The sequence below is a fragment of the Streptomyces sp. NPDC030840 genome (assembly GCF_055572015.1).
The window spans coordinates 413,808-437,354 of record NZ_JBVIEE010000003.1; the positions used below are offsets into that span (position 1 = coordinate 413,808).

The window sequence follows — 23,547 nt, forward strand, 5'->3', positions numbered from 1 at the left end:
AAATCGTAGCCGACATGGGCAGGCCGCCCGCCTCCCGTTTTGTGGGGTGGGAAGGGGCGGCCGGCTGGTGATCGGTGGTGGCTACGGGCGCCAGTTCGCCAGTACGCCCTCGTAGAGCTCCTTGTCGGTCAGCTCGCGCGGGGTTTCGCCGGCCAGGAAGTGGGCCGTGTTGTCCGTCTTGAGCTTGCGGAGGTAGTCGAAGGCCTTGTTCTCCGGGTCACCGAAGGCGACGAAGGAGAAGAAGACGGCGGGGTGGTTCTTCGCCGCGTCCGTGAGGGACTGGGTGGCGGGGGTCTTCGCGTCCGGGGCGCCGTCCGTCTGGAAGATCACGAGGGCGGGGTCCTTGGTGCCGGACTCCTCGTAGTGGGCGAGGACCTGTTCGACGGCGGCGTGGTAGCTCGTACGGCCCATGCGGCCGAGGCCCGCGTGGAGGTCGTCGATCTTGTTCTCGTGCGCTTCGAGGGTGAGCTCGCCGGTGCCGTCCACTTCCGTGGAGAAGAACGTGACGTGGACCGTCGCCTCGGGGTCGAGGTTCGCGGCGAGGGCGAGGGCCTGCTCGCCGAGGGCCTGGGCGGAGCCGTCCTTGTAGTACGGGCGCATGGACGCGGAGCGGTCGAGGACGAGGTAGACCTTGGCGCGGGTGCCGGTGAGGTCGTGCTTCTTGAGGGCGGCTGCGGCGGCCTTGTAGGCGGTGGTGAGGGCGGGGGCGCGGGTCTTGAGGCGAGTGAGGGTGAGGGCGGGGGTCGCGGCTGCGGGCTCGGGGGTCTCGGCCTCGGCGGGGGTCGCGGCTGCGGGCTCGGGGGTCTCGGCCTCGGCGGGGGTCGCGGCTGCGGGCTCGGGGGTCTCGGCCTCGGCGGGGGTCGCGGCTGCGGGTTCCGGCGTCTCGGCCTCGGCTTTGCCTTCGGCCTGCGGCTCGGGCGCCTCCGTGGCGGCGCTGACGGGCTCCGGCTCAGCCGCTGCCACCGGCTCGGGCTCGGGGGTCTTGTCGGCCTCGGCTTCGCCTTCGGCCGGGCTTTCGTTCCCACCCGCACCGCCCGTGCGGCTTTCGTCCTCGGGTGCGGGTGGCCCCTGTGGGGCCTCGTCGCCGTCGGCGGCTGCCGGTTCGTCCGTCTTCTCGGTCGCCTCGGCGACAACGGGCTCCGGGGCCTCGGCCACCGGCTCCGGCTCGGCAGCGGGCTCGGCCACGGCCCCGGGCGTCTTCTCGGCGACGGCCTCGGTGGGCTCCGGCTCCGGCTCGGGGGCCTTCTCGGCCACCGGCGCTGCAGGCTCGGGCTCGGTGGCCTCCGGCTCCGGCTCGGGGGCCTTCTCGGCGACGGGCTCCGGCTCCGGCTCCGGCTCGGGCTCGGGGGCTTTCTCGGCCACCGGCGCCGCGGGCTCCGGCTCCGGCTCCGGCTCCGGCTTCGGCTCAGGGGCGTCCTCGTTCGCCGGAGGCGTGGGCTTGGGGACCGTGACGTTGTCGAAGGCCGCCGAGACCAGGTCGTCCACCACGGACGGGGACTGCTTGGCGGCAGCCGTCGGCTCGGGCTCGGGGGTGGTGGCCGTCGGCTCCGGCGACGGGGCCGGGATCCTCGGCTCCGGCTCCGGCGTCGGCTCCGCGGAAGCGGTCGGCGAGGGCTCCCGGGAAGAGGCCGTCGCGTCGGCGTCGCGCCCCTTGCGTGAGCGGCCGAACGCGTTCCGCAGGAGAGAAAGAATGCCCATGTTGCGCAACCCTTCGCGTGAGGTGAAGCCCGTCGATCCCTGGCCAGGACGGACACGTAAGGTTAGCGGCCGATCTCGGTGATCTTGGGATGGGGCGGGGGCGGCCAGTAGCCCCAGCCGGGATCCGGTGTCAATACCGCCTCAACTTCCCCACATTCACCCTCCGTTCACCCGCTATCCGCGTACTCGAACGCGTTCGCCCCTACGGTCACATTTACATCAAGGGCACGTATGGGGAGAGCAAAAGTGCGCAAACTGCTGCCGATGGTCGGAGTGAACGGGGCGAGCGCGTCCCACCCCGGCGGGCGGTCCGCCATGACCTGCCGGTTCCGGTGTGGTGACGCCTGCTTCCACGAGGTGCCGAACACCACCACCAACGAGTATGTCGGCGACGTCATCGCCACGGCCCTGAGCCGACGGTCGATCATGCGTGCCGCCGCCGTCGTCACCGTGGCCGGTGCCGCGGGCGGCGCCGCCCTCACGCCCGCCGCCGCGGCAGAGACCGGGGCCGAGACCGAGACCGGGGCCGGTACCGGTGTCGCCACCGCCGACAGGGCCCGCAAGGGCGCCCGCGGCCTCCGTTTCTCCCCCGTCGCCCCCAACACCGCCGACGCCGTGGTGATCCCCGACGGGTACCAGCAGAACGTCGTCATCCGCTGGGGCGAGCCCATCCTGCGCGGCGCGCCCGCCTTCGACCCCGACAACCAGACGGCGAAGGCCCAGGCCGGGCAGTTCGGTTACAACAACGACTTCCTCGCTCTCCTCCCGCTGCCCGGCGAGCGCGGCCGGCAGCTCCTCGTCGCCAACCACGAGTACACCGACGAGATGCTGATGTTCCGCGGGTACGACCCCGCGAACCCCACCCGTGAGCAGGTCGAGATCGGCTGGGCCGCCCACGGTCTGTCCGCGGTCGTCGTCGAGGGCGACAAGCGCACCGGCAAGCTCACCGCCGTGCCCCGGCACCCCCTCAACCGCCGTGTCACCGCCACCACCGAGTTCCGGCTCACCGGTCCCGTCGCCGGGTCGGACCTCGTGAAGACCTCCGCCGACCCGACCGGTACGAAGGTTCTCGGCACCCTCAACAACTGCTCGGGCGGCACCACGCCCTGGGGGACCACGCTCCACGGCGAGGAGAACTTCAACCAGTACTTCGCCAACAGCAGCCGCGCCACCGACAAGCGGTACGGCATCGGCACCGGGGCCTCCGAGCGCAAGTGGGAGAGGTTCGACAAGCGGTTCGACGTCGCCCAGGAGCCGAACGAGGTCCACCGCTTCGGCTACGTGGTGGAGTTCGACCCGTACGACCCCTCGTCCACGCCCCGCAAGCACACCGCCCTCGGCCGCTTCAAGCACGAGGCCGCGACCATCCGGCTCACGGCGGACGGCCGTCCCGTCGTGTACTCCGGTGACGACGAACGCTTCGACTACTTCTACAAGTTCGTCAGCAGCAAGCGGATGAAGCACGGTACGTCGCGGTCCGTGCGCGAGCACAACATGTCCCTCCTCGACGAGGGCACCCTGTACGTCGCGAAGCTGACCGGTGACTCCCCGGCCATCGAGATCGACGGCACCGGCAAGCTGCCGGGCGACGGCGAGTTCGACGGCAGCGGGGAGTGGATTCCGCTGGCCACCGCCACCGCGAAGGGCGCCGTCTCGCACGTGGACGGGATGACGGCCGAGGAGGTCTTCGTCTTCACGCGCCTCGCCGGTGACAAGGTGGGCGCCACCAAGATGGACCGGCCCGAGGACATCGAGCCCAACCCCGTCACCGGCAAGGTCTACGTCGCCCTGACGAACAACTCCAACCGCGGTGTCGGCACCAACGCCAAGGCCGACGAGGCCAACCCGCGCAACGCCAACAAGCACGGCCACGTGCTCGAACTCACCGAGCGCTTCAACCGGCCCGAGAGCACCAGGTTCGCCTGGCTGCTCTTCCTCGTCGCGGGTGACCCGAACGACCCGGCCACCTACTTCGCGGGCTTCCCGAAGGACGCCGTCAGCCCGATCTCCTGCCCGGACAACGTCGCCTTCGACCCGTACGGCAACCTGTGGATCTCCACCGACGGCGCCCAGCTCGGCTCGCACGACGGCCTCTTCGGCGTGGCGACCCGGGGCGAGCGGCGCGGTGAGCTCAAGCAGTTCCTGACCGTGCCGAACGGCGCCGAGACCTGCGGCCCGATCATCCAGGACCGCCGCGTCCTCGTCGCCGTGCAGCATCCGGGCGAGCTCGACGGCGCGTCCGTGGAGAACCCGAAGAGCGCCTGGCCCGACGGGGAAGGAAAGATCGTCCGGCCCGCCGTGGTCTCGGTGTGGCGCGCGGACGGCTGCGACATCGGCGTCTGACGGTCCACGGTCCGCGAGGACCGGCCGGCACGGCGGACCGGTACGGCGAAGGGGGCGCTCCCAGCCGGGGGCGCCCCCTTCGCCATGAACCGGACGGGCCGGTGGCTCACGGAGCCAGGCAGGACGTTCCCGGGACCTCGGTCGGTACGGAGGGGGCGGCCGGGTCGACGAGACCCGTGAGGTCGGACGGGGTCCCGGCGAGGCAGTTGACGGCCGTGACCGGGTCCGGCACCGCGGCGGCGGGTGCGGCCAGGGCGCCGACGAGGGCGAGGGTTCCGATCAAGACGGCAGCGGCACGCTGCATGAACATCCCCTTATCGGTAGGAAGCGTGACAAGGTCGATTCCTGCCCTCTCCCGGCGCGGCGCATGTGCCGCGTCACCCCTGCGGGAGTGACGTAACGATCCGCCAGGGGTACGGGGTTGACGGGCGGCGCCGGGGAACGCCCTGCCCGGGATCGGCTCCGTCAGCTCCGCCGGTGCAGGATGAGGTCCACGAGCAGGGCGCGGTGGTCGGTGCCGTCGAGGCCGAGGAAGCGGGCACGCCGTGCGGCGAAGTCCTCGGACACCAGGACGTGGTCGATCTGGACGCCGAACGCCGGGGCCGTCCGCGCGGGCCAGCTGGGCGTACGGGCCATGTCGGCGAGCCGGGCACCGTCACGCAGCCCGGTGTCGAGGATGCGGCGGAAGGCGGCGTGGTCCTGTGAGGCGTTGAAGTCCCCGGCGAGGATCGTGGGCGTGGAGGTGTCGGCGGCGGCGTACGCGCGCAGGCGGCCCAGCTCACGGCGCCAGGTGTCCACCTGCCCGGGCAGCGGCGGCATGGGGTGCGCGAGCTGGAGCCGTACCTCTTGGCCCTCCACCTCGGTGGTGGCGCCGGGCATGCCCATGATGCCGGGGACGGTGGCGGCCGGGGTGAGCGGGCGGCGGCTGAGGATGACCGAACCGTCGGAGCCGTACCCCTCGACGGCCTGCCGGTACGGGTATCCGTCCGCCTCGAAGGCGTCCCCGAGGGCCGCCGAGCACGTCCGCTCGCACTCCTGGACGAACACGATGTCGGGGTCGTGGCGGCGGACGGCCGCCACGAGCGCGTCGGTCCCGCGCCCGAACTGCACGTTCGACGTCAGCACCCGCAGCTCGGCGAGCGGCGGACCGCTCGGCTCGTCCGTCCTGCCGTACGGCTCGATGAACCACGCGAGGCCGCCGAGCACGGCGACGCCCCACACCAGGCCGGTCCGCCAGCGGGCGCGCAGGGAGAGGAGCAGCGCGAGAGCGGTGGGTGCGAGCAGCCACGGCAGGAAGGCGATCAGCTGGGGCACCGGGGTGACGCCGTCGATGTCGGCCACCCGGCAGCCGAGGACCACGCTGACCCCGGCGAGCATCAGTCCCGCGAACCAGGCGCCCGCCCGCCGCCCGGACGCCCGCCCGTCCTCCACCGGCCGTTCAGCCGCCACCGTGTCCACGTCCCGGCCTCCGCACGCTCGCTGGGTGACCGAAGAGGGGCCCTCGGTCAGGCCCCGCAGTCTTCCGCAAAGACGAGGTTGGTGGGGCGACGGTTGCGAGCGTGCCGTCGCACGCGACGGGTGACCGGGGCGGCCCGCCGCGTCACCGCGGGTCTGCCGGGTGGTGGTCGCGGAAGCCCGTGGTCCACGCCACCAGCGCCACCGACAGGCCCAGCACGACCAGCAGCCACGTCACCGTGCGCAGCGTGGCCGTCAGGGTGTCGTAGACGGAGGCCGCCGCGGCGCGCGACACGTCGGGCGGCAGGTCGGTGAGCGTCATGTGGCGGCCCACGGCCACCGCGATGCCCAGCAGGGCGCCGCCCAGCGCCGTACCGAGCCCCGTCGCGAACACCGCGCGGCGGCGGCAGGCGGACACGAGGAGACCGGCCGCGGCCAGGGTCAGGGTGAGCGCCGGCAGCCAGACCGAGGTGAGTTCGAGCACGCGGTATCCCTTCCGGAGCCGGTCCAGGTTCTCGGACGACAGCACGACGACCTCGGCGTGCTCGACCGGGATGCGGTGCGCGAACGGCACACCGTCGCGCACGAGCCGTTTCTTCACCCGCTCGGTGACGGGCGCGACGTCGAGCGTCACGGGCTCCGTGGCGTCGTCGCGCACCGCCCGCAGCACCGTGTCGTGCGCGGCCCGGTTCGCCGCGGTCCACGCCACGCGGTACGCCTCGGTCTGCGTGAAGGACCGCACGGCGTCGTGCGTGAACGCCCGCACCGGTCCCTTCAGCGGCGGCCCCACACGGATCTCCCGCATGATCCCGGCCGTGACGGCGTCCGCGATCGCGTTCCGTACGTGGGGGTCGGCGGCCAGCGGTGCCGTGGTCGCCTCGTACCGTGTCGTGTCCCCGAGCTCGTACGTCGCCCACGCCGCCAGCGCGCCGAGCGGCGCCAGCAGGCAGGCGAGCGCGGTCAGCACGGCCGACAGGGCGCTCCGTACAGGTCGAGGCACGCTTTCAGGCAAGGCCTCCGGGGCGGGGCGCGCTACCGGGCGGGCCGTCGATGACTGCGGATGGGCGCATACGGCACCCCGTACGGGTCGTACGGGGTGCCGTCATCGGTCGTCACCCGGCCCGGTGGCCCTCCGCGTCCTCGTGCGTGGCGTGCCAGTAGTAGGTCATCGCGCCCACCGCCGCGGCGACCAGCAGGGACAGGACCGAGGAGCGCAGGACGCTCTCGTCGGTCTGGCTGTGGAGGAAGCCGAAGGCGATCCCCGCGAAGGACGCCCACAGCGCGGCGTGCGGTTCGCGGCGGAGACGGGGGGCGGTCATGCGGACGGCGGTGAAGGCCAGCATGAACGCGAGGGCGGTCATGAAGCCGAAGAAGACGTTCCAGCCGGTGATGGGGCCGGCGTCGCGGGCCATGGCCGCGGCCCAGTAGCCGTATGTCAGGCCCAGGAGCAGGGTCAGGGCGCGGTGCGCGAGGGTGTGGGTGCGGGCGCTGAAGACGTCGGGGAGTGGTGCGGGTGGGGGCGGGGGCGCGGGCCTTTCGGGTGTCGCCGGCACGGGTGTCGTGTGGTGAGCCATCGGAGTGCTCCTCTCTGTCCACCCTCTCCCTGCACCGCTCTGTCTTCCAGCGCACACCTGGGCCGCGTGGCGGGCAAGTCGGGACAGGGGGTTTTCTCGCCCCCGCCGCCCCTACCCGTCCCTCCCCCACTCTCGGCTCCGCTCGAGCGGGGGGACCCCCATCCGGGGCGGAGCCCCCAGGGACAGGATGGGACGGGTAGGGGCGGCGGGGGCGAAACGACCCCGGAAACCTCACGGCGTCGCCCCTTTGCACGCGCACCGGTTACCGTGCTGCTGTACGTGATCGATGGGGGAGGAACCGATGCCCGGAACCGTCCTGCTGCTCGCCGCCTCGCCCACGGGCAAGGGGTGCCTGGTGGACGCGGCCTCCGTGCTGCCCGTTCTCGCCGCCGTCGCCCCGCCCGTCCTGTCCGGCACCGACACGGCCAACGTCGTCGAACTCGCCGACCCGCTGGAGCCGCAGGCCGTCCTCACCCGGCTCCGCGCCGCCGCCGGAGCCCCCGGCCCGCTCACCGTCTTCCTCACCGGCCAGCTCCAGCTCGACCGCCGCCAGCACCTGCCCCACCTCGCCCTCGCCCGCACCACCCCGGCGACCGTCCGCTACACCGGCTTCCCCTGGCACTGGCTCCGCGAGGAACTCCGTCTGCGCACCCCGGGTTCCACCGCCCTCGTCGCCGATCTCCACGCCGACGCGGAGACCTGGCAGCGCCTGCGCATCCTCTCCCTCGACGTGGGCCCCGGCGTCACCGTCCACGGCCGTGTCGCCCCGCCGCCCCCGCGCCGCGCCGTGGCGCAGCCGTCGTACATGAAGGCGATCGCGACGATCCTGCGCAGCGGCCGGCGGCCCCCGCTGCCGCAGCTCCACCACCAGGCGCTGTCCCGGATCGCGAGTGACGGACAGGGCGCGTACGGAGATGTCGTGCTGTCGTGGGGCCCGGCGGCGGCGCCGGCCGCCGGGGGCCGGGCCGCGGGTGACCCGGTTCCGGGTGGTCCGGTTCAGGGTGGCCAGGTTCCCGGCGCCCCCGCCTCCGGCGCCCCCGCCTCCGGTGCCCCCGCCTCCGGTGCCGCGGCCCCGTACCGTCCGGCTCCGCCGCGCCCCCGCACACCGCCCGCGCAGCCCGTCACCACCGGGGCCCCTGTCACCACCGGGGCCACCGGGGCCACCGGGGCGACTGTCACCACCTGGGCCACCCCGGCCACCGTGGCCACTGTCACTACCGAGACCACCCCGGCCAACGGAGCCACCGTCACCACCGGGACCAACGACTCCCCCGGGACCAACGACTCCCCCGGGACCAACGACTCCCCCGGGACCAACGACTCCCCCGGGACCAACGACTCCCCCGGGCCCACCGACTCCCCCGGGCCCACCGACTCCCCCGGGCCCACCGACTCCCCCGGGCCCACCGACTCCCCCGGGCCCACCGACTCCCCCGGGCCCGCCGAGACCGCCCAGGCGGCTGTCGTCGCGGGCGCCGACCCCCACGACGCCATCACCGCCGCCGTCCAGGCCGAGCGCCACGACGAGGCCGACGCGCTCGCCGCGCGGCACGAGGCCGAGGCCGTGCGTGTCCACGGGCCCGCGTCCGAGCAGGCGCTGCACTGGACGGAGGTGCGGGCGGACCTGGCGATGTTCGCGGGGGACGCGGCGCGCAGTTGCCGTACGTGGATGGCGGTCGCCGGCGCGCGGCTGGCCGCGGGGCAGGCACCGGACGCGCCCGCCGTCGAGACGGCCGTCGACCGGGCGCACCACCAGTGGGGACGTGTCGACGACGTGGCGCGGGCCCGTGAACTGGGGCCCGCGCTCGCCGAGTTGCGCCACCGGGTGCCGGGCCGCCGCGAGGGCGCGCTCCAGCACGTCCAGCGGCACCTGGAGGAACTCCGGGAGGACCCGCCGGAAGTGAGGCCGGCCCAGCACGTGCCGGGATAGCGGACCGATGAGCCGTCGGTCCACCGCCGGGCGATGAGCCGTCGACCGGGGCAGGATGCCGAGCCGACCCGCCAGGGGGAGAGGCGGGTCGCGGAGTACTCGGCCCCAGTCAACCGGGCGAAGGTGTCGGTGTGATCGGAGCCGCATCGGAATTCGTTCAGAAATCCCTTCGCGCGTAGAGCCGCCCGTCGCGCCCCACCTCGTCACGACGGTGCCGGCAGCCTCACTCTGAACCACGCCCCGCGGTCCGACGGTTCCAGCGTCACCGAGCCGCCGTGTGCCGTGGCGATGGCCGCGACGATGCTGAGGCCCAGGCCGCTGCCCGGGGCCCGGGTGTCCTCGCCGCGGACGAAGCGGTCGAAGATCACTGCCCGCAGGTGGTCCGGGACTCCGGGGCCGTCGTCGGTGACCTCGATGACGCGGTGGCCGTCCTCCGTGCCGAGGCCGAGCGTGGTGGTGGTGCCGTCGGGGGTGTGGACGCGGGCGTTGGTGAGGAGGTTGGCGACCACCTGGTGCAGGCGCAGGGGGTCGCCGGTGACGGTGTGTTCGCCGGGGCCCACGAGCAGGCGTACGCGGTGGCCGGGGTGGCACTGGCGCTCGGCCTCGACCGCGTCCCGGCAGATCTGTGCCAGGTCCACGCACCCGACGTGCAGGGGCTGGCCGAGGTCGAGACGGGAGAGCAGGACCAGTTCGTCTATCAGCGAGTCCATACGGCGTATCTCGGCCGCCACCCGGCCCAGCGCCTCCTGCCGCACGGGCTCGTACGACTCACCGTCGGTCCGGGCGAGTTCGGCGTACCCGGAGATGGTGGTGAGCGGGTTGCGCAGCTCGTGACCGGCGGCGGCGAGGAACTCGCGCATCCGCCGCTCCGACTCCGTCCGTTCCCGGGCCACCCGGCGCCCGACCCGCCGGGCGCCCACCAGCACGAGGCCGATCAGCGGCAGCGAGGCCGCGGCCTCGACCTGGACCAGGCGGCGGACCGCACTGTTCGTCTCGCTCATCGAGCGGGCGTGGATGACGTAGCCGCCCTTGTGGGCTATGCCCGGGGGCCGGGTGTCGCGCATCACCTGGGCCCGGTAGGCGCTGCCGAAGTCCACCGGGTGATCGAGCCGGGCGTAGGCCTTCAGCCGGTCCGCGGTGAGCGACGGGAAGTCCGGCAGGTCCCCGGTGCCCACGTACCGCTCCACGACCCGGCCCTCGGCGTCCACGACGAGGATCATGCAGTCGTCGAGCGGGTCGAACCGGGCGATGTCGGCGGGCAGCGGGGCGCCCTCGAACCTCTGGATCTCCTTGTCGGCGCGGGCCGCGAGATAGTGGCCGAGGAGCGTGGCGGAGAGGGTGGTGACCGCGCCGAGCGTGGCCAGGGTGGCGACCAGCCAGAGGACGACGGTCCGCCGGACCGTGCGGTCCCGGACGGACTCCTCGGCCGTCCGGCGGGCGTCGGTACGGCTCGTGCCGGTGCGTGGACGGTGCGTCCCCGGGCGGAGCAGTCCGATGGGCAGGGCCGGCCCGCCGCTCAGTCCGCGCACAGCCGGTACCCCACGCCGCGCACCGTCCGGATGAGCGACTGTCCGGTGCCGCCCAGCTTGCGGCGCAGGTAGTAGATGTAGGTGTCGACCGCCCCGGAGCCCTCGTTGCGGTGGTTCCAGACGCGTTCCAGGATCTGTGTGCGGGTCAGGACACGGCCGGGGTTCTCCATGAGGTAGCGCAGGAGGGCGAACTCCGTGGTCGTCAGGTCGACCGGCTCCCCCGCGGACCACACCTGGTGGGCCTCGGCGTCCAGGCGGAGGTCGCCGACGCGCAGCTGGCTCCGCTCGGCGTGCAGGCTGCCGGAGGAGCGGCGCAGCAGGGCGCGGATGCGGGCGGCCACCTCCTTCAGCTCGAACGGCTTGGTGAGGAAGTCGTCGCCGCCCAGGTCGAGGCCGCGCACCCGGTCGTCGACCCGGCCCACTCCGGTGAGGAAGAGCACGGGCACGGCGACCCCGCGTTCGCGCAGCGTCCGGCAGACGTCGAAACCGCTGACGTCCGGGAGGTTGACGTCGAGGAGCACGAGGTCGGGGCTGTGCCGGCTGACGGCCTCCAGTGCCTGCCGGCCCGTGGCGGCGCCGGTCACCGCGTAGTCGAGGAACTCCAGCGCCATGGTGAGCATGGAGCGGACGCTCTCCTCGTCGTCGACCACGAGGATGCGTGCGGTGGGGGTGGAGGTGGGGGCCAGGCTGTGGCCGACCGCGCGGACAGGCTTGGTCATGTCCTGTTCCTTTGCTGACCCGTGACCAAATTGAGGGCTCAAGTACCTGCGGTCTCGTATCGTCACACGTACCCGCAGGTAGGCAAGAGCTCTTCCGTAACCTGTCGTTCCGCGCGCGGACGGCCCGGCCCGGGGCCCGTCCATGCATCCCGCGTAGATTCACCGTCGGGAACTTCGCATACCGGCCCTCAACCGGGCGATTGTCTTCCTCGCGTGGTCGTTCGGTGCGGGAGGCGACGCGTTCGCGGTGTGGTGGACATCACCCGGGTCGCATATGCCCCGTGGTGGCGGTGTGGGGAGCCGGAGTTCGGGGCGGGAGCGCGCCCGGGAGGCCCCGCGTGGGCGTACGGCGCGGGAAGGCTCAGCGAGGGTGTACGGCGTTCGCCGCGGCGATGAGGGCCGTCATCGCGAGCAGTGCGGCGGCGAGGGGGCGGGCGTGGCGGGTGAGCAGGTGTCGGAGCACGGCGACCTCGCGGCGTTGGCGTCAGCAGCGCATTAAGCGGGTTTAACGCGCTGCTTAACGTAGGGGGTTGAAGGCTCAACAGCAAGAGTGACCGGGGGAGTTGAGGAAAGCACGAGCTCAAGTGCGTTTACTGGCATGCTTACCTCATGGCAGCCACGGCCGACCGCGACGACCCCGAGACCATTGGACGAAGAGTCCAGCAGCTGCGTGCGGAACGGGGGTTGACGCAGAAGCAGCTGGCCGACCAGGCCTACACACCCGCCTACATCTCCACCGTCGAGGCCGGGCGCGTGCGGGCCTCCGACGACGCGCTGAAGCACATCGCCGAGCGGCTCGGCGTCGCCTACGAGGAACTGGCGACCGGACGCCCGGCCCACCTCGCCGTCGACCTGCGGCTGAGGCTGACCGACGCGCAGCGCACGCTCGCGACCGGCGAGGCCGCGGTGGCGGCCGAGAGTTACGCGGCGCTCCTCGCGGAGGCCGAGACCCACGGACTCGTCGCCGAACAGGGCACCGCGCTGCTGGGCCTCGGGGAGTGCGGGCTGGACACCGGGGATCTGACCGCGGCCCTGCAGTACTTCGAGCGGGCGGAGAGCGTCCTGCACGACGCGCCGCTGACCGCCCGGGCGCCCGCCCTGCGCGGCCGGGCCGTCGCCCACTACCTGGCCGGTGAACTCCGGTACGCCTGCTACCTGCTGGAGTCCACGCTCGACGAGCTCAACCGCGGCGGCCTGCACGACCCGGACGTACTGCTCCTGCTCTACGCCAGCGCCATCGCCCCATACATGGACATGGGCGCGCACGCGCGGGCGGCCAAGGCGGCCGAGCTGGCCCTGGCGCTCGCGCCCCAGGTGGACGATCCGGCGCTGGTGGCCCGTATGCACCGCCAGGTCGCGCGTACCCTGGTCGCCGAGGGCCGGGTCGCCGAGGCCGATGCCTCCCTGGCCAAGGCCGCCGAGCTCTACCGCCGGCTCCAGATCCGCACCGAACTCGCCAACTGCCACTGGATGCGCGGCTACCTGTACGCACAGAACGGCGAACTGGAGCGGGCGGAGGGCGAGTTGCGCGAGGCGCTGGTCATGCACACCGGCCGCAACGCCGCGCTCTACAGCAGCCAGGTCGCGGTGGAACTGGCCGACGTCCTGCACCGGCTCGGCCGGTCCGACGAGGCCGCCGCACTGCTCCGCGACGTCCTGGGAAACCTGTCACCGGAGCGCGGCGCCGTCCACTCCGCGGCCGCGCACCGGCTGCTCGGCATCATCGCGGAGGACGCGCGGGACCCCGAGACGGCCGAGGAGCACTACGTCCGCGCCCTGAGCCTGCTGGAGCGGGCGGGCGCGGCGGGCGACCTGGCCGACCTGTGCCGGCTCCTCGGGGACCTGCTCCGCCGTACCGGGCGGGTGGAGGCGGCGCTGGACGCGTACCGCACGGGGCTCGGGCACCGTACGGCACCCGGGACGACGACCCTGGGACCGGCGCCCGCACAGCCGCCCCTCTGAGCGCGGCCGCCCCCCTGAGCACAGCCTCCTCCGCGGCGAACCGGGGGTGCCGCACAGTTCCGCCGGATAATCTGCCCACGGCGCACACACGCACAGGGCGTGAGGTGCGTGCTCGGAGCGGTGCGGACTCGGAGCGGTACGGGCTCGGAGCGGTACGAGGCGGAAGCAAGGCGCGTGGAGAACCAGCGGAGTGTGGCCGACGGCAGTCGGAGGGTGGCCGACGGGGTGCGCCTCGCCGTGCGCGCCCTCGTGTACACCGTCCTCGGCGGCGTCGCCCTCATCGCCATCGCCACGGTCGCCTCGGTCCTCGGCCCGGCGCTCGCGCTCGACCTCGCCACCCCGGCGATGGCGGCCTGGTGGACGGTCTTCACGGCGGTCGTCGTCCAGGGCGTGCCCTTCCTGCTGCTGGGCACCCTGGTGTCGGCGGCGATCGGCGTCTTCGTCCCGGAGCGGGTCTTCAGCCGTCTGCTGCCCCGCAACCCCGCGCTCGCCGTCCCCGTCGCGGGCGCGGCGGGTGTCGTCCTCCCGGGATGCGAGTGCGCCTCCGTCCCCGTCGCGGGGAGTCTGATGCGCCGGGGCGTCGCCCCCGCCGCCGCCCTCGCCTTCCTCCTCTCCGCGCCCGCGATCAACCCGGTGGTGCTCGTCGCCACCTCCATCGCGTTCCCGGGGCAGCCGCTGATGGTGGCGGGCCGGCTGGTCGCCTCGCTCGCCACGGCGGTGGTGATGGGCTGGCTGTGGGTGCGCTTCGGGAAGGAGGAGTGGCTGAGCCTGCCGAAGAGCCGCACGGCTCGTACGGCACCCAGGACAGCCTCATCCCGCTGGCCCCGGCTGCACGACTTCCGCTCGGGCCTGCAGCACGACTTCCTGCACGCGGGCGGCTTCCTCGTGGTGGGCGCGGCAGCCGCGGCGACCTTCAACATCGTCGTACCGCGCTCCGTCCTCGACGTCTTCACCGGCTCGCCCTGGCTGTCCGTCCTCCTCCTCGCCGCCCTCGCCGTGGTGCTCTGCGTGTGCAGCGAGGCGGACGCCTTCGTCGCGGCCTCCCTCAGCGGCTTCTCCCCGACCGCGCGGCTGGCCTTCATGGTGGTGGGCCCGATGGTGGACCTGAAGCTGATCGCCCTGCAGGCGGGCACGTTCGGCCGCGCCTTCGCGCTCCGCTTCTCCTCGGTCACCTGGCTCGTGGCCGTGACCAGCAGCGTGCTGGTGGGGTGGTGGCTCCTGTGAGGCGCTACGGCCCCGCCCTCGTGCTGCTCCTGTCCGGCGCGGCGACCCTGCGCATCTCGCTCCTCAGCGACCTGTACCTGCGCTACGTCCAGCCGGGCCTGCGCCCCTTCCTGATCGCCTCCGGGGTGCTCCTGGTGCTGCTGGCCCTGGCCTCGGGGATCAGGACGGCCCGCACGGGCGAGGCCCATGCAGACGAGCACGAGGGCCCGGAGGACGAGGGGGACGACTCCGGGCACGGTCACCGGCACACCGGCGGCGGCCCCCGGGTCGCCTGGCTCCTGGCCGTCCCCGCGCTCGCCCTCCTGCTGTTCCCGCCCCCGGCGCTCGGCTCCTACAGCGCGGACCGCGAGGCGGCGAAGTACGCGGCGCGGGGCGTGGGCACGTTCCCGCGGCTCCCGGCCGGGGACCCGGTCGAGCTGACCCTCGGCGAGTTCAGCTCCCGGGCGATCTACGACCGGGACAGGTCCCTCAGGGGCCGTACGGTCCGCATGACGGGCTTCGTCACCCACGGAACCGGCGACGACACCGGCACCTGGTACCTCACCCGCCTCCTGGTGTCCTGCTGCGCCGCCGACGCCAGCCCCTACAAGGTCGAGATCCGCGGCGCCGACGCCCCGCCCGCCGACACGTGGATCACCGTCACCGGCACCTGGCACCCCAAGGGAGCCCTCGGCTCGCAGGCGGCGTGGCCGCCGGTGCTGGACTCCGGGTCGGTGAAGAGGGTCACGGAACCGGACAACCCGTACGAGAAGCGCTGACCGGGCCCGAGCGCCGTGCGGTCCACGACGGCGCGGTCCACGACGGCGCGGTCCACCGGCGGCTCGGCCGGGTTCGTCTCGACGGAGGACACCTCGATGCCGTAGGCCGCTTCGCCCTGGACGACGGCGTACGACACCCAGGACGTTCCCGCCAGCACGGCGAGGAGCGCGGCGGTGGTGACGTAGGTGTCTCTCCGTGCCATGAGTGGACAACTCCAAGTGATCGACGGGCAGGGTGTGTTTCGATGTAGCCGTCGTACGAGATCGACGTACGAGACCGACGTACGGGACCTGTACGCACCACGGGGGCTGCCGGGTTGCATGGGAACTCGGAGAAAACGGGACACGCGTGGTGGGGGTATGACCGAGGAAGAGTTCGACGCGTTCTACTCCACCGCGTTCCCCCGGCTGACCGGGCAGCTCTACGCGTTCACCGGGGACCACGGCGAGGCGCAGGACGTGGTGCAGGAGGCGTTCGTTCGCGCCTGGGACCGGCGGCGGGAGTTCCTCCTCGACGGTGCGCCCGAGGCGTGGATCCGGACGGTGGCGATGCGGCTCGCGGTGAGTCGCTGGCGGCGGGCGAGGCGCTGGCTGGAGCTGGTCCGCCGTACGCCGCCGCCCCAGCACGCGCCCGGGCCCGATCCCGAACGGGCCGCCCTGGTTGCGGCGTTGCGCAAACTTCCCGAGGCCCAGCGGCTGGCGGTCGTTCTGCACCATCTGTGTGACCTCAGTGTTGAGCAGGTAGCCTCCGAGACCGGTGCTCCCGTGGGGACGGTCAAGGCCCGGCTGTCCCGCGGCCGGGCGGCGCTGGCGCGGGAGCTGGCCACCGGCGAGGGTGAGAGGGAGGACGAACGTGTCCGATGAACTCACCCGTGAGCTGAGCCGCGAACTGACCCGCGGACTGCGGGAGCTGGCGGAGGGCGCCGAGGCGCCGCCGCCCGTCCCGGGGGCCGAGGTCCGCCGTACCGCCGTACGCCGCCGACGCCGCCGCCGTGGGACCGCGGCCGTCGCCGGGGCGTCCGTCGCGGCCGCCCTGGCCGTGCTGCTGGCGGCGCACCTCACCGGCTCAGGCACCGAGGACCGCCCGGTCCCGCCCGCCGGCCCCGCCGGCAGCCCCTCGACTCCGGCGACCGCCGACGCGACGGTGGACCTGTCCCGCCGGGTGCTCGTCATCGGTGAACGTGAACTCCCCGTCTCCTCCGGCTCGCCGGAGGCGCCCACACCCACGGGCCGTATGACGGTCACGGGCAAGGTGCAGGCGAGGGCCGCGTCCGGCGTGGAAGCCGGGTTGGCCGACGACTACACGGTGAAGATCCCCTGGGTGATCACGCTCCGCGCGGCGGACGGCAGCACCACGTTCATCGGCGCCCTCACGTACGACGAGAAGGCGCCGGGCGCCTACGACAGGACGCGCGGCTGGATCGGCCTGCGCGAGGACGACGCGCGGTGGGTGTACGAGCGGCTGGCCGAGGGAGCGGTGGTGGAGGTGACGGGGACCCCACCGGAAGCCACACCCACACCGACACCCTCACTGGCACCGGGGCCGAACCGGGGCGCGACCCCCACGGGAAGGGCGGCGCCGGCCGAGCCGGCGACCAGGGCACCGGCCGAGGCCCCGGCCGCGATGCCGACCGGGACACCGAGCGACGCACCGAGCGAGACGTCGGCCGAGCCGGAGGGCGGGGCGGAGGCCCAGACACCGACGTCCTCGTCCACGGCGGGCGACGGGTTCTTCGGCGGAGTTCCCTAGACCCCGGGGCCGGGGCCGGGGCACACGGCCCGGGGCCCGGACGCGGGTGGGAAGGCCGTGCGAGCGCTGCGCCACCCGTGTGACCCGCTCACCCGGACGACCGCCCTGCGCTGGCGGGCGCTCCCCGGCGGTGTTGCCCTGGGACGAAACGTCACGTTCTCGGGAGACCGGCGCCATGCGACATCCGTATCGACTTCCCGCCCTGGTGTTCGTCGCCGCGGTGTTCATGGTGGGGGCGGCCTGGCTGTGGCAGGCGGGACGGTCCGGCCCCGAGCCCACCGCTCCGGCGTCCCGCCGGACCGCCGCCGCCGCACCGTCGACGCCGGTCGCCTCCACCGTCCCGGACGCACGGCTCGGACGCGCCCTCCTCGGCGCGGGCGACCTCGGCGCGGGCTGGGGCACGACGGAGGGCGCGGCCACCTGGCGGGACGGGCTGCTCAAGGGCCGGGCGGACCGGCCCGAGTGCCAGGAACTGCTCGACGCCGTGTACGCCGAGAACGTGCTGGGCGAGCCGAGCGGCGCGACGGCTGTCGCGGCGTTCGACGACGCCGAGTACGGCGCCCAGGTGCGGTACCAGGTGGGCGCGTACCGGAGTGACGCGATCGACGCGAGGATCAGTTACCTGGGCCAACTGGCCGAGGAATGCCAGGAGTTCACCTCCACCGGGGCCTCGGGGCGGACGCACGGCATCCAGGTGTCCCCCGTCGGGCTGCCGGGCGTCGGCGACGCCGGCCAGGCGCTCCGTATGACCGTCGAGGGCGATGTCGACGGCGAGCGGGGCGCGTTGACGCTGGACGTCGCCGCCCTGCGCGTCGGCGACGGTGCCGCCCTCCTCACCCACGGCGGCCTCCACGGCGTCGACGCCGAGACCACCCGTCAGGCCGTCCAACTCGCCGCCCAGCGCCTCCAGGAGACCTTCGCGGACGGGCCGGCCCGCTCCGCCGCCCCCACCGGTCAGCCGTACGAGGAGGACCCGGCGTACGAAGAGGCCGAGTCGGGCGAGGCCGGGCAGGAGCTGGAGCAGGGGCCGGGGCAGGAGCAGGAGCGGTAGGGGACTCGGGACTCAGGCCGGCGGTGCCGTCGGTGCCGCCGCCCTGCGCAGGTTCTCGATGCAGGCGGTGAGGGCCTGCTGCAGGGACTCCAGCTGGTCGAGCATGTCGGTCTCGTAGATGTCGTCGAGGTCGGTGGCGTCGTCGAGCGTCAGTTCCTCGAAGACCTTCGTGGCGCGCTGAAGGCTGTTGTAGAACTTCGTCCGGCGTTCCTGGACCCTGAGTTCCGGGTCGGCCTCGACGGTCTGGACGACGAGGGACTTCACGGTGTCGTAGGCCTCGGTCGCCCACTCGCCGGTGTCCTCGTCGTCGTCCAGCTCGTCGAGGAGGGAGAGGTGGCGCTCGGCCTCGGCGCGCAGATCGGCGGGGGCGTCGATCATCTGGCCCGCGGGGGTCTTGACCTGCCCGCTGTCCACGATCTGGCGGACGTACCCGATGCGGTCGGCGGCCCGGTTCTCGGTGGCGACCGCCTTCTTCAGCTCCTCGGTGCGGACGACGTCACGCGCGAGTTCGGCCTGGAGCGAGGGGTCCTCCCGCATCCGGTCGAGGAGCGCGGCACGGGCCGCCTGGGCGGTGGAGGGGTCGGCGAGGATCGCGGCACGCAGCGCGGTGGGGTTCTCCGCGACCTCCAGCGCCTTGGTCGGCCGGATGCCCTCGGCCTCGGCGGCGGCGGTGATCGCGGTACCGCGCACGGAGGTGGCGCTGTTGCGGGAGCTGTAGTACGACAACCACACGTCCGCGTCCGGCAGTTCGATGTCGTCCCCGGGGCTGAGTGCCTCGAACTGCGGGACGAGCCCGTCGTCGGCCGCCATGTCCCACGCCTTGTAGTAGCGCATGACCCGCTCCGGCGAGCACCCGGCCAGCTCGGCGAACTCCTTCGCCGACACCTTCGGGGTCTCCCCGGCCGCCTGCCCGCCGGGCCGCACACTCCGTGCCACCTTCAGCGCGAACGCCCAGCCGCCGGTCCGCGCGTACACCCCGAACTCCCGGGCGTCGGCGGCCACGAGCTCGTGCACACCGCCCTCCGGCGAGGCCTCCACCGGCTCGGCGGCGGGCTCGGTGGCGGATTCGGCGGCGGGTTCGACCCAGTACCCCTCGTTCTCGTCGTTCTCGGACGTCGGGTGGATCGCTACGGTCAAGGGACACTCTCCCGGCAAGTACGGTGCGAAGTGGCGCGTTCTGCCGGACACGACCGGCAGAACGCGCATCCTATAAGGGACCGGCTCAGGGAAAACCAGTTGCCCGAGGCGGTGTGACGCCTTGTAGCGTGGCCCGCATGTGTGGGATCGCAGTAAACATCAGGATCCGCCGCTCCTAGCGGTGGTGCTTCCGCGACTCCGGCTTGAGCGGCCGCCAACGCCGCTCGCCCTCTGACGAACTCGCTGAAGTGATCCGCCGCTCCCGAGAGACCTCGCCGGGCGGCCGTTCCGTGCTGCCCGGCTTCCCCTCGAAGCCGCGGAGATCCTGTGCGCACCCAGCGACCCGGCCGACACGAGCTCGGCCAGAACTTCCTCGTCGACCGCACCGTCATCGAGCGTCTCGTCGACACGGTCGGCGGCCTTCCGTCCCGCTCCGACGCGCCCATCATCGAGATCGGTGCCGGTGACGGCGCGCTGACTCTGCCGCTGGAGCGGCTCGGGCGGCCGCTGACCGGTGTCGAGATCGACGGCCGGCGTGCCGCGCGGCTCGCCCGCCGCACCGGTCAGGCGACCGAGATCGTCCACGCCGACTTCCTCGGCTTCCGGCTCCCGGCGACGCCGCACGTCCTGGTCGGCAACCTGCCCTTCCACCAGACCACCGCGATGCTGCGCCGCATCCTGCGGGCGCCCGGCTGGACCGAGGCCGTCCTGCTCGTGCAGTGGGAGGTGGCGCGGCGGCGCGCCGGTGTGGGCGGGGCGACCCTGATGACGGCGCAGTGGTGGCCGTGGTTCGAGTTCCGGCTCGTGTCCCGGGTGCCGGCCTCTGCGTTCCGCCCGCGCCCCGGTGTCGACGGCGGACTGATGACCATGACCCGCCGGTCACGGCCGCTCGTGCCGGTCCGCGATCGGCGGAGCTACCAGGACTTCGCGCACCGCGTGTTCACCGGCCGCGGGCACGGCCTGGAGCGGATCCTCGCCACCGCCGCCCCGGAGATCCCCCGCCGCGAGGTCCGTCGATGGCTGCGGCAGCACCGGATCGGCCCCACCGCCCTGCCCCGCGCCCTCGGCGCCCACGAGTGGGCGGAGCTGTTCGCCCTCCGGGACCTCGGAGGCCCCCCTCGTCCCTAGGCCGGTCCCGTCAGTGACTGTTCCGCCCAGATCACCTTGCCCTCAGGCAGGAACCGGCTCCCCCAGCGCTGGGTGAACCGGGAGATGAGGAACAGGCCTCGTCCGCCCTCGTCGGTGGTGCGCGGGTGGCGCAGGTGCGGGGCGGTGGGGCCGCCGTCGAAGACCTCGCAGATCAGGGTGCGTTCGAGGATGAGGCGCAGCCGGATCGGGCCGGCGGCGTGCCGGATGGCGTTGGTGACCAGTTCGCTGACGACCAGTTCGGTGGTGAACACCAGGTCCTCCAGGCCCCAGGCTTCGAGCTGCCGGGTCGTGGTCTTGCGGGCCTGAGCGACCAGCGCCGGGTCGGCCGGGATGTCCCAGTACGCCACCCGGTCCGCGGGCAGCCGCCGGGTGCGGGCCAGCAGCAGGACCACGTCGTCGTACGGGTAGTCGGGCACCAGCGTGTCGACCACGGTCTGCGCCCGGCGGTCGAGCGAGGCCGGGGCGACGTCCGGCGGGAGTCCCGGCGCAGGAGTCGTGCCCTCCGCGCGTACCCCCTGCGCGGCCGCCGACGGGCGCGCCCCCGCCGTCGCCGGCCCCGACAGCGCGCGGCACAGCGCCTCGGGGGTGGCCTCGGCGAGCAGGCCGTCGGTGTGGAGGGCGATCAGCGTGCCCGGCGGCAGGTCCAGCGTGAGGGACTCGAAGGGGGCGCCGTCCACGCCCAGGGCCGGCCCGATGGGCAGGTCGTCCGGGAACGACACCGTTCCGTCCGGTGCGATCAGCGCCGGCGCCGGATGGCCGGCCGCGGCCATCGCGCACTCGCCCGACACCGGGTCGTGGACCACGTACAGACAGCGAGCCCCGACCGTGTGGCCGCTGCCCGCGCCCGGTTCGGCGCCCTCCTGCCGGGCGGACTGGGCGACCAGGTCGTCGAGGTGGGCGAGCACCTCGTCCGGCGGCAGGTCGAGGTCGGCGAGGGTGCGTACGGCGGTGCGCAGGCGGCCCATGGCGGCGGCGCCGTCGATGCCGTGCCCCTCGACCTCGCCGACGACGAGAGCGACGCGGGCGCCGGACAGCGGGATGACGTCGTACCAGTCGCCGCCCAGGCCGGTGAGTTCGTCCGCGGGCCGGTAGCAGGCGGCCACGTCCACCGCGTCCTGCTGGGGCAGGCGGCGGGGCAGGAGGCTGCGCTGCAGGACCAGGGCCGCGCCGCGCTCGCGGGTGTAGCGGCGGGCGTTGTCGACGCAGACGGCGGCGCGGGCGACCAGCTCCTCGGCGAGGCTCAGGTCGACCTCGTCGAAGGGGTCCGGGTGGCCCTCGCCCCGGAAGAACGTCGTGATGCCGAGGGTGACGCCCCGCGCCCGGATCGGCACGATCATCACCGTGTGCAGCCCGAGGTCCAGGAACCTGGCCTCGCGGCCGCCGGGCAGGGTGTCGGACCACTCCTTGGCCAGCGGGTCGAGCCGCTCCAGGAGCCAGGAGGTGCCGCTGGTCAGGGTGCGCACCGGGGGTGTGCCCGGCAGGTACGAGGCGTGGCCGCCGACGCCGACGACGGACTCCGGCACGCCCGCGTTCACCGACTGCTGCCCGGCGCGCCGCAGCGGGACCGCGTCGGCGCCGCGCACCGGCCCGGGGTCGGCGCCCTTCACGACGGACTCCAGCAGGTCCACGGCGACGAAGTCGGCGAGCCCGGGAACGGCCACGTCCGCGAGCTCCTGCGCGGTGCGCACCACGTCGAGGGTGCGGCCGATCTGCTCGCCGGCGCGGTCGAGGAGGGCGAGCCGCATCCGGGCCCGATGGCGTTCGGAGACGTCGACGACCGTGTAGTACACGCCCAGCGGATTGCCCTGGTCGTCGTCGACCCGGGTGAACGACATCGCGTGCGCCGTCTCGCGGTGCGGGGACGACTGCACCCGGCCCACGTGCTCGTAGTCGACGACGGCCTCGCCGGTCTGCAGCACGCGCCGCATCACGCTCTCGATGCGCTGGGCGTCCAGGCCCGGCTGGACGTCGGCGAGGCGGAGCCCGATCCGCTCGTGCGCGGGGCCGCCACCGAACGCCTCCAGCGCGGTGTTCGACCACACGAACCGCAGGTCGGTGTCGACCATGGCGATCCCCACGGGCGACTGGACGACCATCCGCTCCAGCACGATCCGGCTCATGTCCCATCCGGGCGCGTCGGCCATGTCGGAGAGCAGCAGGACCCAGTGGGAGGTCCCGCCGCCCGCCGGTACGGGCCGCGCCGGGCTGCACCCCGGCCGGCTGCTCCCCCGCATCGGCACGGCCCGCACCATGAGCCGGACCCGGTGGCCGTCGCGGTGGCGGGCGGTGAGGATGCCGGACCAGCCGTCCTTGTCGCGGTACGCCTCGGCCAGCGGCGCGAGACGTGCCGCGTCCTCGGGGACCAGGAGTTCGGCGACGCTCCGGCCCAGCACCTCGGCGGCCGGATACCCGAGGAGGCGCTCGGCGTCCAGGGTCCAGCTCGTCACCGTCCCGCGCGCGTCGAGCAGTAACGGCGCGGCATCGGCCACGTCGAACCGCTGTCGGGTGACATCACTGTCCCTGTCGGTCCCCACGGCGACCCTCTCTGCTCCGAGGGGTCCTTTCACTATGCCCGTCCGGGTCGCGCGGCCTGGCACCGCACCTCGCCGCGTTGCCGGAAGGCCCTAGTAGCTCCTCCCCCGCTCTCGGCTTCGCTCGAGCGGGGGGACCCCCATCGAGGACCTTCCGGCGCCTTGCGATGCACGGCACCAGACCACGCGACCTGATCGGACGCTCATAGTGAAAGGACCCCTGAGACGCCCACAGGCACCATTATTCACCTGGTGTGATCGCCGGACAGCCCTTCTGTTCCTCTTGGACGGTCCATGTGGCCCGTTCAGCAGTCGCGGAACTCCGGTGACTGGTTCAGGATCTGGGAGCGCAGGGAGGTGAAGCGGGCGTACGTCTCGCCGCCGCGCGCCTGCGGCGGGAAGACGGCGACCCGGTGGCAGTTCTGGAAGGCGAGCGCGACACCGAAGTGGCGTTCCAGACTGCCCCTGATCGCGTCACTGGACAGCGCCCGCAGCAGCTGACCGCGCTCCTTCTCGGACGGCGGCGGGGTCTGGTTGTCGGCGAACTCCGCGGTACCGGCGCGCAGTTCGGTGACGAGGCCGGCGATCAGGTCGTAGGCGTAGGGCAGGGACGTGCGGACCGTTTCCACGAAGTCCTCCTCCCGCACCTCGCCGGTCTCGGCTTCGGCGAGCAACTGCGGGGAGACGTCGAGCGACATGGGGTGCTTCCTGTTCTGTGTGAAGTGCCGTGGGCGGTT

At 73.5% G+C, this 23,547-nt stretch carries 19 protein-coding genes; 9 read left to right on the forward strand and 10 right to left on the reverse strand.

The genetic code is table 11. The features are described from left to right. Positions 1 to 81: 81 nt before the first annotated feature. On the reverse strand, positions 82 to 1,698 hold the full coding sequence (locus ACZ49J_RS09175) for a VWA domain-containing protein (RefSeq protein ID WP_467446902.1): 1,617 nt from the start codon (positions 1,696 to 1,698) through the stop codon (positions 82 to 84). A 246-nt stretch (positions 1,699 to 1,944) separates the two neighbouring features. Between ACZ49J_RS09175 and ACZ49J_RS09180 the strand changes: the two genes are divergently transcribed. Continuing rightward, positions 1,945 to 4,041: a PhoX family protein gene (locus tag ACZ49J_RS09180; RefSeq protein ID WP_467446903.1), complete on the forward strand. Its 2,097-nt coding sequence runs from the start codon at positions 1,945 to 1,947 to the stop codon at positions 4,039 to 4,041. Positions 4,042 to 4,147: 106 nt separating this feature from the next. Here ACZ49J_RS09180 and ACZ49J_RS09185 read toward each other — a convergent pair whose 3' ends face one another. The 4 genes from ACZ49J_RS09185 to ACZ49J_RS09200 form a co-directional block, all read right to left on the reverse strand. Then, complete coding sequence (locus ACZ49J_RS09185) at positions 4,148 to 4,345, reverse strand: hypothetical protein (protein ID WP_467446905.1); 198 nt, start codon at positions 4,343 to 4,345, stop codon at positions 4,148 to 4,150. Between the two features lie 161 nt (positions 4,346 to 4,506). Beyond that, on the reverse strand, positions 4,507 to 5,499 hold the full coding sequence (locus ACZ49J_RS09190) for an endonuclease/exonuclease/phosphatase family protein (protein ID WP_467446906.1): 993 nt from the start codon (positions 5,497 to 5,499) through the stop codon (positions 4,507 to 4,509). A 142-nt stretch (positions 5,500 to 5,641) separates the two neighbouring features. Next, on the reverse strand, positions 5,642 to 6,496 hold the full coding sequence (locus tag ACZ49J_RS09195; RefSeq protein WP_467446908.1) for a hypothetical protein: 855 nt from the start codon (positions 6,494 to 6,496) through the stop codon (positions 5,642 to 5,644). A 112-nt stretch (positions 6,497 to 6,608) separates the two neighbouring features. Beyond that, the gene (locus ACZ49J_RS09200; protein ID WP_467446909.1) at positions 6,609 to 7,070 is read right to left on the reverse strand and encodes a hypothetical protein; all 462 of its coding nucleotides are present in this window, start codon (positions 7,068 to 7,070) and stop codon (positions 6,609 to 6,611) included. A 301-nt stretch (positions 7,071 to 7,371) separates the two neighbouring features. Between ACZ49J_RS09200 and ACZ49J_RS09205 the strand changes: the two genes are divergently transcribed. Next, a complete protein-coding gene (locus ACZ49J_RS09205) occupies positions 7,372 to 9,000 on the forward strand; it encodes a hypothetical protein (RefSeq protein ID WP_467446910.1) in 1,629 nt (542 codons plus the stop codon). Between the two features lie 203 nt (positions 9,001 to 9,203). On the opposite strand, the gene ACZ49J_RS09210 is transcribed toward ACZ49J_RS09205, so the two are convergent. Beyond that, on the reverse strand, positions 9,204 to 10,529 hold the full coding sequence (locus ACZ49J_RS09210) for a sensor histidine kinase (RefSeq protein ID WP_467446911.1): 1,326 nt from the start codon (positions 10,527 to 10,529) through the stop codon (positions 9,204 to 9,206). Next, complete coding sequence (locus ACZ49J_RS09215; RefSeq protein WP_467446913.1) at positions 10,517 to 11,248, reverse strand: response regulator transcription factor; 732 nt, start codon at positions 11,246 to 11,248, stop codon at positions 10,517 to 10,519. The genes ACZ49J_RS09210 and ACZ49J_RS09215 overlap by 13 nt, the downstream gene beginning before the upstream one ends. A 609-nt stretch (positions 11,249 to 11,857) precedes the next feature. Here ACZ49J_RS09215 and ACZ49J_RS09220 point away from each other — a divergent pair. The 6 genes from ACZ49J_RS09220 (at position 11,858) to ACZ49J_RS09245 (ending at position 17,993) form a co-directional block, all read left to right on the forward strand. Continuing rightward, complete coding sequence (locus ACZ49J_RS09220) at positions 11,858 to 13,210, forward strand: helix-turn-helix domain-containing protein (protein WP_467446914.1); 1,353 nt, start codon at positions 11,858 to 11,860, stop codon at positions 13,208 to 13,210. A 192-nt stretch (positions 13,211 to 13,402) separates the two neighbouring features. Beyond that, positions 13,403 to 14,434, forward strand: a complete 1,032-nt coding sequence (locus tag ACZ49J_RS09225) for a permease (RefSeq protein WP_467446915.1) — start codon at positions 13,403 to 13,405, stop codon at positions 14,432 to 14,434. Beyond that, on the forward strand, positions 14,431 to 15,192 hold the full coding sequence (locus tag ACZ49J_RS09230; protein WP_467447203.1) for a TIGR03943 family putative permease subunit: 762 nt from the start codon (positions 14,431 to 14,433) through the stop codon (positions 15,190 to 15,192). Before ACZ49J_RS09225 ends, ACZ49J_RS09230 begins: the two co-directional genes overlap by 4 nt. 360 nt (positions 15,193 to 15,552) lie before the next feature. Next, positions 15,553 to 16,056: a SigE family RNA polymerase sigma factor gene (locus ACZ49J_RS09235; RefSeq protein WP_467446916.1), complete on the forward strand. Its 504-nt coding sequence runs from the start codon at positions 15,553 to 15,555 to the stop codon at positions 16,054 to 16,056. Continuing rightward, positions 16,046 to 16,942 (forward strand): L,D-transpeptidase, encoded by an 897-nt coding sequence (locus tag ACZ49J_RS09240; protein ID WP_467446917.1) that lies wholly within the window; start codon positions 16,046 to 16,048, stop codon positions 16,940 to 16,942. The genes ACZ49J_RS09235 and ACZ49J_RS09240 overlap by 11 nt, the downstream gene beginning before the upstream one ends. Positions 16,943 to 17,117: 175 nt before the next feature. Then, positions 17,118 to 17,993: a hypothetical protein gene (locus ACZ49J_RS09245; protein WP_467446919.1), complete on the forward strand. Its 876-nt coding sequence runs from the start codon at positions 17,118 to 17,120 to the stop codon at positions 17,991 to 17,993. Positions 17,994 to 18,005: 12 nt separating this feature from the next. Here the strand turns inward: ACZ49J_RS09245 and ACZ49J_RS09250 are convergent, their stop codons facing one another. Next, positions 18,006 to 19,130 carry a hypothetical protein gene (locus ACZ49J_RS09250; protein WP_467446921.1) on the reverse strand — a complete coding sequence of 375 codons (1,125 nt, stop codon included), beginning with the start codon at positions 19,128 to 19,130 and terminating at the stop codon, positions 18,006 to 18,008. Positions 19,131 to 19,457: 327 nt separating this feature from the next. Between ACZ49J_RS09250 and erm the strand changes: the two genes are divergently transcribed. After that, entirely contained in the window at positions 19,458 to 20,258 is an 801-nt protein-coding gene (gene erm, locus ACZ49J_RS09255; protein ID WP_467446922.1) for a 23S ribosomal RNA methyltransferase Erm, read from the forward strand. Here erm and ACZ49J_RS09260 read toward each other — a convergent pair. Then, the gene (locus tag ACZ49J_RS09260) at positions 20,255 to 22,813 is read right to left on the reverse strand and encodes a SpoIIE family protein phosphatase (RefSeq protein WP_467446923.1); all 2,559 of its coding nucleotides are present in this window, start codon (positions 22,811 to 22,813) and stop codon (positions 20,255 to 20,257) included. The two genes, erm and ACZ49J_RS09260, sit on opposite strands and share 4 nt — an antisense overlap. Before the next feature lie 302 nt (positions 22,814 to 23,115). Then, a complete protein-coding gene (locus tag ACZ49J_RS09265; protein WP_467446924.1) occupies positions 23,116 to 23,508 on the reverse strand; it encodes an SCO5389 family protein in 393 nt (130 codons plus the stop codon). Positions 23,509 to 23,547 lie beyond the last annotated feature (39 nt).

Coding starts and splice junctions, on each gene's coding strand:
- ACZ49J_RS09175 (WP_467446902.1), bottom strand. CDS start 1,698: ATGGGCATTCTTTCTCTCCTGCGGAACGCGTTCGGCCGCTCACGCAAG.
- ACZ49J_RS09185 (WP_467446905.1), bottom strand. CDS start 4,345: ATGCAGCGTGCCGCTGCCGTCTTGATCGGAACCCTCGCCCTCGTCGGC.
- ACZ49J_RS09200 (WP_467446909.1), bottom strand. CDS start 7,070: ATGGCTCACCACACGACACCCGTGCCGGCGACACCCGAAAGGCCCGCG.
- ACZ49J_RS09205 (WP_467446910.1), top strand. CDS start 7,372: ATGCCCGGAACCGTCCTGCTGCTCGCCGCCTCGCCCACGGGCAAGGGG.
- ACZ49J_RS09215 (WP_467446913.1), bottom strand. CDS start 11,248: ATGACCAAGCCTGTCCGCGCGGTCGGCCACAGCCTGGCCCCCACCTCC.
- ACZ49J_RS09220 (WP_467446914.1), top strand. CDS start 11,858: ATGGCAGCCACGGCCGACCGCGACGACCCCGAGACCATTGGACGAAGA.
- ACZ49J_RS09235 (WP_467446916.1), top strand. CDS start 15,553: ATGACCGAGGAAGAGTTCGACGCGTTCTACTCCACCGCGTTCCCCCGG.
- ACZ49J_RS09245 (WP_467446919.1), top strand. CDS start 17,118: ATGCGACATCCGTATCGACTTCCCGCCCTGGTGTTCGTCGCCGCGGTG.
- ACZ49J_RS09265 (WP_467446924.1), bottom strand. CDS start 23,508: ATGTCGCTCGACGTCTCCCCGCAGTTGCTCGCCGAAGCCGAGACCGGC.